Raw genomic sequence first — 15,985 nt, forward strand, 5'->3', positions numbered from 1 at the left:
CAATGAAAATCAAAGAGCAAACTAGAAAACTAGCCGTAGGTTGCTCAAAGCACTGCTTTGAGGTTGTAGATAGAACTGACGAAGTCAGTCACATATATACAGCAAGGCGAAGTTGACGTGGTTTGAAGAGATTTTCGAAGAGTATTAGGCTTTTTCACGAATAACTAAACCACCATCTTCCATATCTGCTTCTAAGTGTTTGGCATCTAAATGATCCAAGTGGAAGTCCGTTACCTTATCACGAATTTCTTGTTCAACCACGCGACGGAGAGGACGAACACCCATGACTTCGTCATAGCCTTCTTCTGTGATATAGTCCTTAGCTGCTTGACTGACTACCAAGTCAATGTCTTTCTTAGCCATGGTTTGGTTGACTTCAGCCAACATTAAATCTACAATCTTAGAAAGATCTTCCTTAGTCAAGTGTGAGAACTCAATAACTGCATTAAATCGGTTGAGGAATTCTGGACGGAAGAATGGTTTCAAACGGTCCATCAATTCTGGTTTGTCCGCATCTTCTGTCAAGTTGGCTTCATAACCAAATCCAGCATTTGATGTTGCAATAATGACAGTGTTCTTGAAGTTTACTGTATTTCCTTGACCATCTGTCAAACGACCATCATCTAGAACTTGGAGGAGAAGGGTAATGACTTGAGGATCAGCCTTTTCAATTTCATCCAAGAGAATGATAGAGTAAGGATTGCGACGAACACGTTCTGTCAAGGTATTGCTATTGTCATCATAACCCACATAACCTGCTGTTGTACCAATTAGCTTAGAAACGGCAGTGCGGTCACTGTATTCAGACATATCCAAACGAATGATTGCATCCTTGGTACCAAACATATCAAGCGCCAATTGCTTAGCAAGTTCCGTCTTACCAACCCCAGTTGGTCCTACAAATAGGAAGCTACCGATTGGGCGATTGCCTTCATCAAAACCGGCACGGTTACGACGGATAGCACGAGCTACTGCTTCTACCGCCTTGTCTTGGCCGATTACCTTATCTTGCAAGCGATGAGCCATATCTTTCAAACGTTCGATATCAGATGCTCCCATTTGTGACACTGGAATACCCGTCATTCGTTCTACAGATTCAGCCACATCATTGACAGTCGCAGTCACTTTCATATCTTCTGTGTGGTTTTCGATTCTCTTTTCCAATTCTGCAATGCGTGTTTTATAGTTTAGAGCTGCTTCAAAATCTTCTGCCTCGACTGCTTTTTCTTGCTTGTCTTTTTCTGCTTCAATTTCACGTTCAACAGCATGCACATCTGTTACAGGATGTTGAGCTGCCAAGTGAGCTGCCGTTACATCGACAAGGTCGATAGCCTTATCTGGCAAGCTACGTTGAGGAATATACTGAACAGAATAATCCACTGCTGCTTTCAAGACTTCATCTGGCAAGATGACATTGTGGTGTTGTTGATAGAGGTCACGAATTCCTTGAAGGATTTTAAAGGTATCTTCTGCTGAAGGAGCATTTACCTTAACTTCGTTGAAACGACGAGCAAGAGCTGCATTCTTCAAGATAGTGTTACGGTATTCGTCTTGAGTTGTTGCCCCAATCACTGTCAATTCCCCACGAGAGAGGGCTGGCTTGAGAATGTCTGCAAGCCCTTTAGAACCACTGTCACCTCCAGTAGATCCAGCACCGAGGATTTGGTGAATTTCATCAAAGAAGAGAATGATATTTCCCGCTTCTTTCACTTCATTGACTAGGTTTTGAACATTTTCTTCAAAGCTACCACGGTATTGAGTACCAGCTTCAAGACCTGAGATATCAATGGAAATAACTTCCTTATTCTTAATGGCAGCTGGGACATCTCCGTTCACAATGGCTTGTGCCAAACCTTCGACAACGGCTGTCTTACCAACACCTGCGTCTCCGACTAGAACAGGATTGTTCTTGGTACGGCGTGAAAGAATTTCAGATGTTTCTTGAATTTCCTTGTTTCGTCCGATAACAGGATCCAACTTGCCCTCACGCGCTTCTGCTGTCAAGTTTCGACCTAGTTTAGCAAGGACACCGTCTTGTTTCATACCTGAAGCGTGTTGTGGCATTTGTCCATCAGTTTCTGCATTTCCTGGCAATTGACCAGTTGCACGATAATGAGCAAATTCCTCTGGTGTGACTTCGCGTCCATTAATCAAGTAACGGCGATTTTCAGAACTATATCCTCGCATACCACCCATCAATTGGTTAAATAAATCATCCATGTTGTTAAAATTATTAAAGTTGTTTTTCATATTCTTTACCTCTTTTTGTTTACTTAGTTATGATTACTGACATTGACTATCTTTGACCTTTGTCTTAAAAAATTTAGACTAGCTAAATCGCTACTCTAGGTACTATTTCTGGTTTTTCTTTTTCAAGTAGGAGTAGACTATCTTTACTTCTGAAGATTTCTAGATTAAACATAGACCCCACCTCTTTCTATTTCACTTTAAATAAGTATTCTAGTAAGGCTTTCATTTACCTTACGTTTATAATATACTACATTAGTCAGAAAAGGTCAAGAGATTTGACTTTAATTGACCAATATTTTTTAAACAGCAAAAACACCCTGAAACATCAGGGTGCCATTCTTACATCAAATATAAAATTGCTAGGATCAGGAGACTTGCTAGAAGTCCCACTCCCCAAAAGAAGAAGTCAACCTTCCACTCACTCCAAGGATTTCCTTTACCAGACAATCCTCCAAGCTCAAAATGGTGATGCACAGGCGTCATACGGAAAATACGTTTGCCACCAGTCATTTTGAAGTATCCAACTTGCATCATAACCGAAGTTGTTTCAAAAACATAAACAATTCCGATAATCAAGAGAGTCCATTCTTGGTGGAGAGCCATAGAGATAGCTGCCAACATTCCACCTAAAGCCAAACTTCCCACATCCCCCATAAAGACCTTAGCAGGCTTGTGGTTAAAGACGAAGAAACCGAGCAAACCACCAATCATGGCAAGAATCACTAGAAGGATATCCATCTGACCTTGCACATGGGCAATAACTCCATAAGCTGACAAGCTAATCACCACTGAAATACTAGCTAGACCATCTATACCGTCTGTCAAGTTCACTGCGTTTGAAAAACCGACTAGCCAGAAAAGAGCGAAGACAATATAGACAATCCCTAGATGCACTTGGTAGCCAAAGACTGAAAGCATGTCGCCACCGCGCTCATAGAAAAGATAAAAGATAACTCCACCTAAAAGCTGAAGAGCCAATTTCTGTTTGGGATTTAGCCCCTCATTGATTTTACGAAAAACCTTGAGGAAGTCATCTAAAAATCCGACAAGTCCATAAAGGACCAAGATGAACAAAATCATTCCCACATTATTGGTCAATTGTTTTGAAAAAAGAGCGACGAGGAAACTCACCACAACTGCAGCCATGAGGAAAACAAGTCCCCCCATAGTTGGAGTTCCAGCTTTTGCCCGGTGCTGTTTGACATCCTCATGCATTTGCTGGCCTGTAATTTGCGCCTTTCTATAAAATTGGATAAAGGCCGGAATTCCTACTAAAGTTAGTAAAAATGTCACAATTCCAGCACTAATAGAAATAAACATATTAGTCTCCTAAAGTTAATTTAATTTTTTTAATGTTTTTGATAGCTGTATTAGTCCGAACATCTTGCTTCTGAACAACGGAACCTGAACCTTCAAATTCCAGTTCAATATCCAACCATTTAGCAAAGGTCTCGGCAGTCTCTTTTTTCCAGCCATACATGTCTGGAATTTCTTCTACCTTATCCGATAAAAGGAGAACTTGTTGGTTTGGTGCAAGATTGGTCCCTTCGTCTACAGAAGTCTCTTTAATCTTTGTTCCAGTACCTACAACGATTGGTTGCACAATATTTCGGCGTAAGGCTTCCGCCAACTCACCAGGTGAAATATCCTTGATGCTAGGCATTGCATAAGAAGATTCTGTCGTAACTTTATCTAAATTTTTGGCTGGAGATTGAAGATTGAGAGATTCTTTCATAGCTGAAGCCCGCTCCAAGATTGGGTTGGCAAATTCTCCCAACTGGATACCTGAATAATGTTCAGGTTGTTGAACCGTTACATACAAGATAAAATCAGGATTTTCAGCAGGGTTCATAGCCACAACCGAGAAAATGTAGTTGGTAGAACCAACTAAGTAGCCTCCATTTTTCTCGTCAGCGATTTGGGCTGTACCAGACTTGAGGGCTACATTTTGACCTGGAACATTGACAGTTGCTTTTCCTGTACCATGATTGTACATAGTTCCATATCTAGGATCCGTTCCTACCAAGACCATGTGAGTACGAGTTTGGCTAGCTGCATCTTTCGAAACGGGATTTCCTACGATTTCTTTTTGAGATTTACGAACGGTTTGATCATTTGGATCATACAAGGCCGTAATAAATTTAGGTTCCAGCATGACGCCATCATTGGCAATGGCTGTAAAGGCACGAATCATTTGCGTCTGCGTTACAGAAATCCCCTGACCAAATGCACTCATGGCAATATTGACAATATTATCAGCTGGAAGTTGACCAGCGTATTCATCTGTCAAGCCAAAGCGAGTTGGGACCCCAAATTTAAAGCGGTTTAGATAATCCAACCAAGTAGTATCTCCCATTTTTTGTTCAAGTAGACTCATTCCAACATTACTGGAGTGAGCGAAACCTTGTAAGAAAGTCATCATCCCACCAGTAGTCAAACCATCATTAACATCCCAATCTCGAATCGTCACATCCGCTATTTTTAATTCACTGCTATTGAAGTATTCTCCACTTGGGAAGGTATTATTATCAATAGAAGAAGCTAACGTCATAACCTTCATGGCTGATCCTGGTTCATAGTTACTTTGATAAAGAATATCACGCCAAACAAAGTCCTCAGTGATTCCTTCTTTAGTATCTGCATTAAAGGTAGGTCGTTGGGTGGTAGCGAGGATTTCACCGGTCTTTGCACTGACCAAGGTCGCGGTCATGTACTTACCTTTTACTTTTTCTAGAAAGGCATCCATCTGAGTTTCCATGAAAGATTGGAGCGGACTAGACAATGTTGTATAGACATCCTTACCATTCACAGTCTGCTGCGATACCTGTTCCGTACCTGGGACGATATTTCCTAAACGGTCTTTTTCATAGGTAATAATCCCATCTGTCCCTGCAAGAATAGTATTCAAGGAACTCTCTAAACCAGAAGTTCCTAACAAACTCTTGCTACCATCCTCATTTTCATGAAGTTGGGCTAAACCAATAAAACTAGAAGCAAATTGCCCATTTGGATAGCTTCTGTTAGGACTAGTTGTAAAGTCAATCCCTTCAACACTAGCCTCTTTTAATTCTTTTTTAATCGCCATCATATTGGCATAAGTAATCCCATTTCCTTTTGTACCAAAGGAAACCTGAGTCAGATTTGGTTGAGCCAGTTGCTCTTTCACATAAGCTTCATCCATATCCAAATACTTATGGAAGACTTCAGCTACCTTATTAAACTGCGAATCCTCTACATAAAGAATTTTTCCAGTTGCTGACTTGTATTTTTTATCAATAACAGCATATACGTTATAAGAGGTCGCATCTTCAGCGATAGGCACTCCATTTCGGTCATAGATAGTCCCACGCTTAGCAGGGACTGTGCGAGTTGTTTGGTGAACCTTCTTAGCTTCTTTTACCAAGTCAGTACCAAATTTACTACCACTCCCGATAATAACAGCAAAATTGACCAAAAAGATAGCGAAAAGTACGACAGCTAACAAACTGATGTACTTGCCGACTATTCTACGGTTTTCTGCTGGAGATTTACGATTTTTTACCGCAAATCGGGTTATTTTTTCTGTCCATTTCATATCTTACTCCGCTGTTCGGATATTTTCATTATTCAATTTCAAATCTTTTTTATCTGCAATTTCTTTCAAGCGCTCGGAACGAATCAATTCATTCACTTCCTGCTTAGCATCGTCCAGTTCTGTCTTCTTCTCCTCTATCTGCGCATTGATTTTTGTCAAATCACTTTGCACTTGCAAGAGTCGTGTCTGCATAAAGATAATACTCACTGCTAAGACGAGAGCTGTAAAAGCGATGGAAAGATAAAAAGCCTTCTCCACACGGGAGAATTTTTTGATACGATTCTGCAAGAATTGACTGGTTGTTTCTTTCTTATCTACCATTTTTTCCTCTTACTTGTGAATTTTTCTGGCCACGCGCAACTTAGCTGAGTGCGAGCGGTTATTGGCTTCTAATTCTTCTGCACTTGGCAAGATTGGCTTACGGGACACCAATTCCATCTTGGGCTTGAGGTCATCTGGGATGAAGGGCAAGCCTTTTGGAACTTCAACCGTTGAAGCTTCCTTGAACAATTGCTTGGTCAAGCGGTCTTCTAGCGAATGAAAGGTAATCACTGAAATTCTACCATCTAGAGCCAGCATCTCCATAGCCTGCTGGATAGATTCATCTGCCGCCCCCAGCTCATCGTTAACTTCAATTCGAATAGCCTGGAAAATCTGCTTGGCAGGATGACCCTTCTTCTTAAGCTCCTTGGCAGGTTTGGCCGACTTGATAATCTCTGCCAACTCAGTCGTTGTCTCAATTGGCTTGACTTCACGCGCTTGTTCAATCTTACGCGCAATCTGTTTAGAGAATTTGTCCTCGCCATACTTGAAGAAAATACGAACCAAGTCATGATAGTCATAGTGATTCACCACTTCATAGGCTGTCAGACTAGCATCCTGATTCATGCGCATGTCCAGTGGCGCATCCTTTTTATAAGAAAAACCACGCTCACGCTGGTCCAATTGAGGACTAGACACTCCCAAGTCATAACAAATTCCATCAATTTCCTGAACACCAGCTTCGCGCAAACGTGCCTGCAAATGACGGAAGTTATCCTTGATAAAAGTTACCATTCCCTTTTCAATGTAAGGTGCCAAGCGTTGTTGTGCATTGTCAATGGCATTCTGGTCCTGGTCAAAGGCATAGAGATGGCCTTTTTCACTCAATTTACTTAATAAATATTCGCTATGGCCCGCTCCACCCAAAGTCGCATCAACGTAGATACCGTCAGGCTTGACTTCGAGCATATCAATCGTCTCGTGGAGTAAGACCGTTACATGATGAAATTCTTTTGTCATATCTTATCTATTTTACCACAAATCTGATTAGCTTGCACTTGTCAGACAAATAGGTCAAGAAAAGTAAGATTTCTTTAAGAAATATGTCAAATATGCTTGACATTCGCTCTATAGAAGAATATAATATAGTCAAATATATACGACACAAATCAGAAAGGAGAACAGATGAATCGTGTGAAAGAATTTCGCAAGGAACTGGGCATTTCCCAGCTCGAGCTCGCCAAGGATATCGGTGTCTCGAGACAAACCATCAACATGATTGAAAACGACAAGTACAATCCAACCCTGGAACTCTGTCTCAATCTCGCCCGTAGCCTCCAAACTGACCTCAATAGTCTCTTTTGGGAGGATAATTTTTAAAAAAGGAGCCAACTCATGAAAAAAGAAACCTTCACTGAAAAACTGATCAAGCGTACATACGGTATTTCTGATCCCCTTGACGAATACAAACGACGCGAGGCTGATCGTATCGGCAATCAAGTCTTTATCTTCCTCTTTTATCTGATGATTTTCGGAAATCTTATTCCACTCCTTCTGGCCTATAAATATCCTCAAGAAGTGGCTCTAATCTATCCTCCTCTGATTTTAGTGATTGCCCTCATCGCTGCTGGCTATGTCACCTACCAAATGAAAAAAACAGGGATTACAGCTATTGATCCAGATATGCTGAGTGAGAAAGAAAGTAAGCAACTTCGCTACCCTGGTCTGAAAGCAGGTTTGTTCTTTGGTCTATGGATATTTTTTATAACTCCTCTTCTCGATATACTCATAGGTGAAGGTCAGGACTATTTTCAGTCTCTTCTCACTATAAGAAATGGTATATCAAGCATTCTCGGTTCTATCTTCTTCGGGGCAAGCATACAGTTCCTCATCTCCCGTCGCATTGCAAAAGCCAAGAAAAATCAGGATGAGGATTAGGAGGTGCCCTATGAAAAAAGAAAAGAAACAGTCACGTTATCCTGGTCTGAAAGCAGGTTCGATTTATGGAACAGTGATATTTTTTATAATTCCACTCATTGATACCCTAACAAGTGAAAATCCAAATTTTATCACTTCTCTTCTAAATACAAAACATATTTTTAAAACTATACTGGGAGCTTTCTTTTTCGGAGTGATGATGCATATTGTCGACTCACTTCGTATTGCAAGAGCTAAAAAAGACCAGGATTAGGAGGTACCTATGAAATCATTACTAACTTTACTGACCTATCATATTTTGTTCAGTTCTCTGCTCATCTTCATCATCGTTTCAGGGAACTTAATCAGAGAGATATTCCTCGTGCTAGTCTTTGTTCCAGCCCTTAACAAAGGACTGACTTATCTAAAGATTGACTCCCAAAAAACACGCATACTCAACTTAGCACTATGCTTTATGATTCTATCTTTACCACAACTGATGCTCATCTCAAGCGGTTGGAAATATTATTTACTGTTCACTATCGCTATCCTTTCTTCTATCACTTATCTTTATTATCTCTATCAATTCGTAAAAGAAAGTCAGTAAAACTGCTCATTTAGGAGGTTACTAGTATGAAAAAAGAAGACTTAACCACTCGCCTACTTCGAAATCTCTTTCACATCCAAGGCCCTTTTGATGAATGCCGACAAGAGATTATCTACAAGGCTTGTGCCCGTTCTATGGTTCAAATCGTTTATTCTTCCTTCTTTCTCTTCTTGTTTTATCTATTATTTGGACGCTTCATAGAAGCCGTTCGCTATGCCATGCCCTACGTATACTCTGGACTCATTTTTTTCATTACCTTAAAAACTCAAAGAGCCGTCAAAGAACTCCACTTGGAAAAAGATGACAAGTCAGAAATCATCCTCAAAACCTACAGCAAAGCTCAAATCAAATTTCGAAGTTGGGTTGTGTTTATCGGTCTTCAGATTGGCCTCTTTACCTTACTCATCTTTCATAAGGTCTTCGTTCAGCAGATGTCCTTTTCAGATTTTGGGAAGTTGCTCATGCAATTCGATAAAAGTGTCCCTTTCCTGATGTATGGCCTGATTATCGGTAGCATTTTTGGAACCCTGACCTACGGATTTCTATCACTACAGGAGGAGAAAACTCCTAAAAATACCAAACAGAAGGAGAAAAGCAAGCAATGACTTCACTATACGATTTTTCAGTCTTGAACCAAGACAATCAAGAAACTACACTAGAGACCTATCGTGGTAAGGTTCTCTTGGTTGTCAACACTGCTACTGGATGTGGTTTAACGCCCCAGTACCAAGGACTTCAAGAACTCTATGATCACTATCAAGAACAAGGTTTTGAAATTTTAGACTTCCCTTGCAATCAGTTTATGGGACAAGCACCAGGCAGCGCAGAAGAAATCAACACCTTCTGTAGCCTACATTATCAGACCAGCTTCCCACGTTTTGCCAAGATTAAGGTAAACGGTAAAGAAGCAGATCCCCTCTATGTCTGGTTGAAAGACCAGAAATCTGGCCCACTAGGAAAACGAGTCGAATGGAATTTCGCTAAGTTTCTCATCGGTCGAGATGGGCAAGTCTCTGAACGCTTCTCTTCAAAAACAGACCCAAAACAAATTGAAGAGGTCATACGAAATCTACTCTAAACTTCGTTAAAATCCATCCTTCTATGTTCCACAAAATAGCAGGATGGATTTTCTTTAAATTAATTGGACTTTCTTACATTTCTCTATTGCATTTCTTGGAATAATTTAGTATATTTGTCATGTTAATGTTTTTAGGTCATTTTAAAGATTAAGATAGCAATTTAAATTTTTTTATCTTAAGATGAAAACGCTTAAATAGGAGGAAGGTTATACTCAAACTATTGCACAAATTAACTATCATTAAAGAAAATCGTTTCCAAGTCATACTTGGGCTCAGACAGTAGCTGACTGTCTTTATTCAAACTAGGAGTACATTATGAATCGATACCTTTTTGAAAAAGGGCAAACTTTTAGCATCAGAAAATTAACCGTTGGAGTTGCTTCGGTTATGGTTGGACTCGCTTTTTTTGCATCTGGAACAGCACTAGCTGACGAAGCAAAAATTGAAGCTACAAGTTCTCAACCAAACGTAGAAAAATTGGTCGAGGCTGAAAAAACTAAACCAGAAGTTAAAAATGAAAGTCCTGTAACCTCTACACCTCAAAAATCAGAGCAAGCAGAGAAAACTGTTAAACCAGCAGAAGAAAAATCTGTAGCAGATACTAAGACTACTGACTTACTTCCTGAAGAAATCCACGATCAAGCTTATCCTGACACGCCCGTAAAAAACATAGATACTTCAGCAATCGTAGACAAGAAGGATAGTCCTAAAGTTGAGACAGAAAGCATTCTAAAAAACAAGGAAGAACTTCCAAAAGAAGCTGAAAATGGTAATCGTGCGATCATCAACGGTGGTCTAGATTTGAAGCACGTCCCTTATGAAGGACAACCTGCTACTGCTGCTAGTATGATTTACACTATTTACAATGGTGCTTCCCAACGCTATATCGTGTCTGGTTCTGGTATTTTTGTGGCGCCAAATGTCATCTTGACTGTCGCTCACAACTTTTTAGAATCAGACCGTGATACAAAAGAAGGACATATTCGAGGTGGAGATTCTGCTAAGTTTTACTATAACCTCGGTTCTAATTCTGCTGTTCGCAATTCTCAACCTGTAACGGGTAATACTACTCTTTTCAAAGAAGAAGATATTCATTTTTGGAACAAGAAAGAATTTGGAAAAGGATATCAAAATGACTTGGCTGCTGTTGTAGCACCTGTTCCTCTTCAAATCGCTAGTCCAAATAAAGCTGCTACCTTTATTCCCTTGGCAGAAAATAAAACCTATCAACCAGGAGATCCTGTTAGCACGATTGGATATCCGAATGATTCAAGCTCACCAGAGCTCAAAAAACCAATTGTCGCTGGTCAACTTTACAAGGTAGATGGTGTTGTGAAGTCTGTTGATAAGTATGATGATAAAGGCTCAAAAGGCATTACCTATCATATGACTTCTGTTTCAGGCCTTTCAGGTGCTGGTATTATCAACGGTGATGGTAAAGTAGTCGGTGTTCACCAACACGGCACAATTGAAAACGGCATCCCTGACAAAGACCGTTTCGGTGGTGGGATCGTCCTCTCACCTGAGCAAGTCAAATGGGTAAAAGATATTATCGCAAAATATGGTGTCAAAGGTTGGTACCAAGGTGATAACGGGAAACGATATTACTTTACTCCTGAAGGAGAAATGTTCAGAAATAAAACTGCTGTTATTGGTGAAAATCAATATTCTTTCGATGAAAATGGTGTTGCGACACTCATTAAAGGAATCGATTACGGACGTGTAGTTGTTCAACACGTAGATGAAACTGGTAATCCAATCAAAACTGATGATATTTTTGTTGAAAAGACTGAAGTTGGAACAGCTTTTGACTATGACTTCAAAAAAGAAATCGCTAAGACCGACTTCTATACAAAAAATCAAGAGAAATACCAGATTGTCTCTATTGATGGTGTCGAAATCAACAAACAACTCAAAGATGAGTGGACCTACAACGTCGTCAGCAAAACAGCTCCAGGAACACGGGTCATCAAGGTGGTTTATAAAGTGAATAAAGGTTCATTTGCCATTCATTATCGTTTGAAAGACTCAGGGCAAGAATTAGCAGATGTTGTTACTGATAATAATGACGGAAAAGAATACGATGTTTCCTTTGTAAATATTTTTGAAGCAAAAGAAATCGCAGGCTACCGCGCAATCACTCCACGCTTAGAAGCCAGCATCCAGCACAAGGGTGTGAATGATGTCGTCTTTGAATACGAAAAAATCTCTGATAGCTCTAATCCGACTTCAAATGTTTTACCTGCTGCTCATCCAGAAGATAAAGAAACAGAAATCAGAAATCACGGCCCGCTTCCAAGCAAGGCTCAACTTGATTATCACAAGGAAGAATTAGCTGCCTTCATCCACTATGGTATGAATACTTATACTAATTCTGAATGGGGACATGGAAATGAAGACCCTAAAAACTTCAATCCAACTAACTTAGATACAGATCAATGGATCCGTACTCTAAAGGAAACTGGTTTTAAACGAACTATTATGGTTGTCAAACACCACGATGGTTTCGTTATTTACCCATCTAAATATACAAATCATACCGTAGCTGCAAGTCCATGGAAAGATGGAAAGGGTGACCTTTTAGAAGAAATCTCTAAATCGGCTACTAAATACGATATGAACATGGGTGTTTACCTATCACCATGGGATGTTAATAGCCCTAAATATAAGGTAGCTACTCAAAAAGAATACAACGAATACTACCTCAATCAACTAAAAGAAATCCTTGGTAATCCAAAATACGGTAATAAGGGTAAATTTATCGAAGTCTGGATGGATGGAGCACGCGGTAGCGGTGCCCAAAAAGTAACCTACACTTTTGATGAGTGGTTCAAATACATCAAGGAAGCTGAGGGAGATATCGCTATCTTCTCTGCCGAACCAACAAGTATCCGTTGGATTGGAAATGAGCGTGGTATCGCTGGTGACCCTGTATGGCATAAGGTCAAGAAAGCAAACATCACCGAAAATGTTAAGAACGAATACCTTAACCACGGTGACCCTGACGGAGATATGTACTCTGTAGGAGAAGCAGATGTTTCCATCCGCTCTGGCTGGTTCTACCACGATAACCAGCAACCAAAATCCCTCAAAGAATTGATGGATATCTACTTCAAGTCTGTTGGTCGTGGAACGCCACTTCTTCTCAACATTCCACCAAACAAAGAAGGTAAATTCGCAGATGCTGACGTGGCTCGCTTGAAAGAATTCAAAGCGACTCTAGATCAAATGTATGCGACTGACTTTGCCAAAGGAGCAACTGTAACAGCAAGTTCTACTCGTCAGAACCATCTCTACAAAGAAAGCCACCTTACAGACGGTAAAGATGATACTAGCTGGGCACTTTCAAATGATGCTACAACTGGTAGTTTCACAGTTGATTTAGGACAAAAGAGACGCTTTGACGTCGTAGAACTCAAGGAAGATATTGCCAAAGGACAACGTATTTCTGGATTCAAGATTGAAGTCGAAATCAACGGACGTTGGGTTCCATATGGTGAAGGTTCAACCGTAGGCTATCGTCGTTTGATCCAGGGTCAACCTGTAGAAGCACAAAAAATCCGAGTTACGATTACTGGCTCACAAGCCACACCAATCCTAACCAACTTCTCAGTCTATAAAACTCCGAGCACTATCGAAAAGAATGATGGATATCCTCTTGGACTAGAATACCACTCAAATACAACGGCTGACAAGGAAGGTACAACTTGGTACAACGAATCAGAAGGTATCCGCGGTACTTCTATGTGGACCAACAAGAAAGATGCCAAAGTCACCTACCGTTTCACAGGAACCAAGGCTTATGTTGTATCAACCGTAGATCCAAACCATGGTGAAATGTCTGTATACGTGGATGGTCAAAAAGTCGCAGATGTACAAACCAAGAACAGTAGCCGTAAACGTAGCCAAAAAGTTTACGAAACTGGTGATTTAGCGCCTGGAGATCACACTATTACTCTCGTTAACAAAACAGGTGAACCAATTGCTACAGAAGGAATCTACACTCTAAACAATAACAGCAAGGGTATGTTTGAGCTTGAAGCAACTTCTTACGATGTCGAAAAAGGAAAACCTATTACTGTTACAATTAAGCGTGTTGGTGGAAGCAAGGGAGCTACTACCGTTCGCTTCATTACAGAACCTGGAACAGGTGTTCACGGTAAGGTTTACCAAGATACAACTCAAGATGTGACCTTTGCAGATGGTGAAACAGAGAAAACTGTTACCATTCCAACTATCGATTTCACCGAACAAGCTGACTCAATCTTTGACTTCAAAGCCAAACTCACTTCTGCGTCTGATGGTGCCCTACTCGGTTTTGCTACCGACGCAACTATTCGAGTAATGAAGGCTGATTTATTGAAGACGAATCAGATAAATTACGACGACCAGGCTAGCCAATTAGATTACAGTCCTGGCTGGAGACACGAAACCAACTCTTCTGGCAAATACCAAAACACTGAATCATGGGTATCATTTGGACATCTGACAGAGGATCAGAAGAAAAAGACAACTGTGACTGCTTATTTCTATGGTACAGGATTAGAAATCAAAGGATTTGTTGACCCAGGTCATGGTGTCTATAAAGTATTTCTTGACGGTAAGGAAGTCACCTATCAAGATGGAATGGGAAATGCATCCACTATTGATGGCAAGAAATACTTTAGCGGTCACGCTACCCAACGCCAAGGTGACCAGACTCTAGTCAGCCTAAAAGGACTTGATGAAAACTTGCACGCAGTAACTCTCCAACTAGACCCTGACAAGAATGATTTAACCAAAAATATTGGTATGCAAGTGGATCAATTCATTACAAAAGGCGAAGGTAGCGAGCTATACAGCAAAGCAGAAATCCTTCAATCTATCTCTAAATGGAAGGAAGACTTGTCTAATTTTGATCCTGCTGGATTGAAAGATACTGCAACTGCACGCCAAGCGTTTAAGTCTAATCTTGATAAACTCACTGCACAATTAATTTCTGATACGGTAAATATACAAGATTTGATGTCAACAGTCACTGCTTTGCAAGATATTCTTAGCAAAGATGAAAATTACCAAAAACCTGGAGACGAAACAAGCCCAGAACAACCAGTTGAACCAAAACAACCGGAACAGCCTGAAATCAATTATGATAAGGCTATGGCTAGCTTGACTGAAGCTATCGAGAAAAAAGTGGCTGAACTCGGTACTAACAACGATGCTAAGAAAAAATTAGTTGAAATTACTGATAAAGCAATCGCAGCTATCCAAGAAGCGAATACTCAAGAAGACGTCAACAAAGCCCTCAACAACGCCCTTGAACAAATCAAGCAATTGCAACCTAGCCAGCCAGAACAACCAGTTGAACCAAAACAGCCTGAAAAACCAATTACTTCTTCAAATCCTGAAGAAGGGGTTAAAAAGCTTGTCTTCCAACTCCCAAGTTTGGATATTGTTAAGAAAGCAGTACCATTCAAGACTATCCGTCGCGAAAATCCACAATTAGACAACGGGAAAGAACAAGTTCTAGCAGAAGGGAAAGATGGTGCTATAATCGAGTATATCGAAGTAGATGGCAGCAATCGCAAGGTAGTTCAAACTGAATCAACTCCAGCTCTAGACCGAGTGATTGAAGTTGGAACGAAACAAAACTCTGTAGGAACAGATACTCCACCAGTTGTGACTCTTCCTGAGTACCTTCTACCAAAAGAACCTGAAAAACCAATTACTTCTTCAAGTCCTGAAGAAGGGGTTAAAGACCTTGTCTTCCAGCTCCCAAGTTTAGATATTGTCAAGAAGATAGTACCATTCAAGACTATCCGTCGCGAAAATCCACAACTAGACAAAGGGAAAGAACAAGTTCTAGCAGAAGGGAAAGACGGTTTGTTAGTTGAGTACGTCGAAATAGATGGTAGCAATCGCAAGGTAGTCCAAACCAAATTAACTCCAGCTCTAGATCGAGTGATTGAAGTCGGAACTAAACAAAGTTCTGTAGGAACAGATACTCCACCAGTTGTAACTCTCCCTGAGTATGTTCTACCTAGAGAAACTGAAAAACCAGCTCCTGCAGTTATAACAGAAGATTCACCAAGAAAAGATGAAAAAGCACCTGTTGCTACTACAGTTAAACAAGAAAAGGAAAAACAACTCCCAGAAACTGGAGAACAAGAAGCAAATGCCTTCTTATTCTTGGCTGCTATTACTTCAGTATTGTCTCTACTCATCTTCCAAAAGAATTTCAAAGACTAATTAAAATCTTTACTTAATTCTTTTCAATGATTCTAGTTCCCCCCAAGAGTCTGGGACAATAGTCTCTTG

At 40.4% G+C, this 15,985-nt stretch carries 12 protein-coding genes; 7 read left to right on the forward strand and 5 right to left on the reverse strand.

All coding sequences use genetic code 11. The features are described 5' to 3' along the window. Positions 1 to 144: 144 nt before the first annotated feature. The 5 genes from HMPREF0851_RS09045 to rsmH all read right to left on the reverse strand — a co-directional run bounded on the left by HMPREF0851_RS09045 (position 145) and on the right by rsmH (position 7,105). Positions 145 to 2,250 (reverse strand): ATP-dependent Clp protease ATP-binding subunit, encoded by a 2,106-nt coding sequence (locus HMPREF0851_RS09045; protein ID WP_000794309.1) that lies wholly within the window; start codon positions 2,248 to 2,250, stop codon positions 145 to 147. Positions 2,251 to 2,589: 339 nt separating this feature from the next. Continuing rightward, a complete protein-coding gene (mraY, locus tag HMPREF0851_RS09050) occupies positions 2,590 to 3,570 on the reverse strand; it encodes a phospho-N-acetylmuramoyl-pentapeptide-transferase (protein ID WP_000470841.1) in 981 nt (326 codons plus the stop codon). A gap of 1 nt (position 3,571) precedes the next feature. Then, complete coding sequence (pbp2X, locus tag HMPREF0851_RS09055) at positions 3,572 to 5,824, reverse strand: penicillin-binding protein PBP2X (protein WP_000872184.1); 2,253 nt, start codon at positions 5,822 to 5,824, stop codon at positions 3,572 to 3,574. A gap of 3 nt (positions 5,825 to 5,827) precedes the next feature. Further along, a complete protein-coding gene (gene ftsL / locus HMPREF0851_RS09060) occupies positions 5,828 to 6,145 on the reverse strand; it encodes a cell division protein FtsL (RefSeq protein ID WP_000227824.1) in 318 nt (105 codons plus the stop codon). 9 nt (positions 6,146 to 6,154) lie between these two features. Next, entirely contained in the window at positions 6,155 to 7,105 is a 951-nt protein-coding gene (gene rsmH / locus HMPREF0851_RS09065; RefSeq protein ID WP_009014267.1) for a 16S rRNA (cytosine(1402)-N(4))-methyltransferase RsmH, read from the reverse strand. Between the two features lie 165 nt (positions 7,106 to 7,270). On the opposite strand from rsmH, the gene HMPREF0851_RS09070 reads away from it, so the two are divergent. The 7 genes from HMPREF0851_RS09070 (at position 7,271) to HMPREF0851_RS09100 (ending at position 15,916) form a co-directional block, all read left to right on the forward strand. Further along, positions 7,271 to 7,465 carry a helix-turn-helix transcriptional regulator gene (locus HMPREF0851_RS09070; protein WP_001082471.1) on the forward strand — a complete coding sequence of 65 codons (195 nt, stop codon included), beginning with the start codon at positions 7,271 to 7,273 and terminating at the stop codon, positions 7,463 to 7,465. 15 nt (positions 7,466 to 7,480) lie between these two features. Continuing rightward, on the forward strand, positions 7,481 to 8,023 hold the full coding sequence (locus HMPREF0851_RS09075; protein WP_000712347.1) for a DUF3278 domain-containing protein: 543 nt from the start codon (positions 7,481 to 7,483) through the stop codon (positions 8,021 to 8,023). Between the two features lie 10 nt (positions 8,024 to 8,033). Continuing rightward, positions 8,034 to 8,276, forward strand: a complete 243-nt coding sequence (locus HMPREF0851_RS09080) for a hypothetical protein (protein WP_000711751.1) — start codon at positions 8,034 to 8,036, stop codon at positions 8,274 to 8,276. A gap of 9 nt (positions 8,277 to 8,285) precedes the next feature. Then, on the forward strand, positions 8,286 to 8,609 hold the full coding sequence (locus HMPREF0851_RS09085; RefSeq protein ID WP_000838776.1) for a hypothetical protein: 324 nt from the start codon (positions 8,286 to 8,288) through the stop codon (positions 8,607 to 8,609). Between the two features lie 26 nt (positions 8,610 to 8,635). Next, on the forward strand, positions 8,636 to 9,214 hold the full coding sequence (locus HMPREF0851_RS09090; protein WP_000711241.1) for a DUF3278 domain-containing protein: 579 nt from the start codon (positions 8,636 to 8,638) through the stop codon (positions 9,212 to 9,214). After that, the gene (locus HMPREF0851_RS09095; RefSeq protein ID WP_000203049.1) at positions 9,211 to 9,687 is read left to right on the forward strand and encodes a glutathione peroxidase; all 477 of its coding nucleotides are present in this window, start codon (positions 9,211 to 9,213) and stop codon (positions 9,685 to 9,687) included. Before HMPREF0851_RS09090 ends, HMPREF0851_RS09095 begins: the two co-directional genes overlap by 4 nt. A gap of 316 nt (positions 9,688 to 10,003) precedes the next feature. Continuing rightward, on the forward strand, positions 10,004 to 15,916 hold the full coding sequence (locus HMPREF0851_RS09100; protein ID WP_001083128.1) for a YSIRK signal domain/LPXTG anchor domain surface protein: 5,913 nt from the start codon (positions 10,004 to 10,006) through the stop codon (positions 15,914 to 15,916). Positions 15,917 to 15,985: the final 69 nt, after the last annotated feature.

Origin of the sequence: Streptococcus sp. M334, from assembly GCF_000187745.1 — a bacterium.
Taxonomy (GTDB): domain Bacteria; phylum Bacillota; class Bacilli; order Lactobacillales; family Streptococcaceae; genus Streptococcus.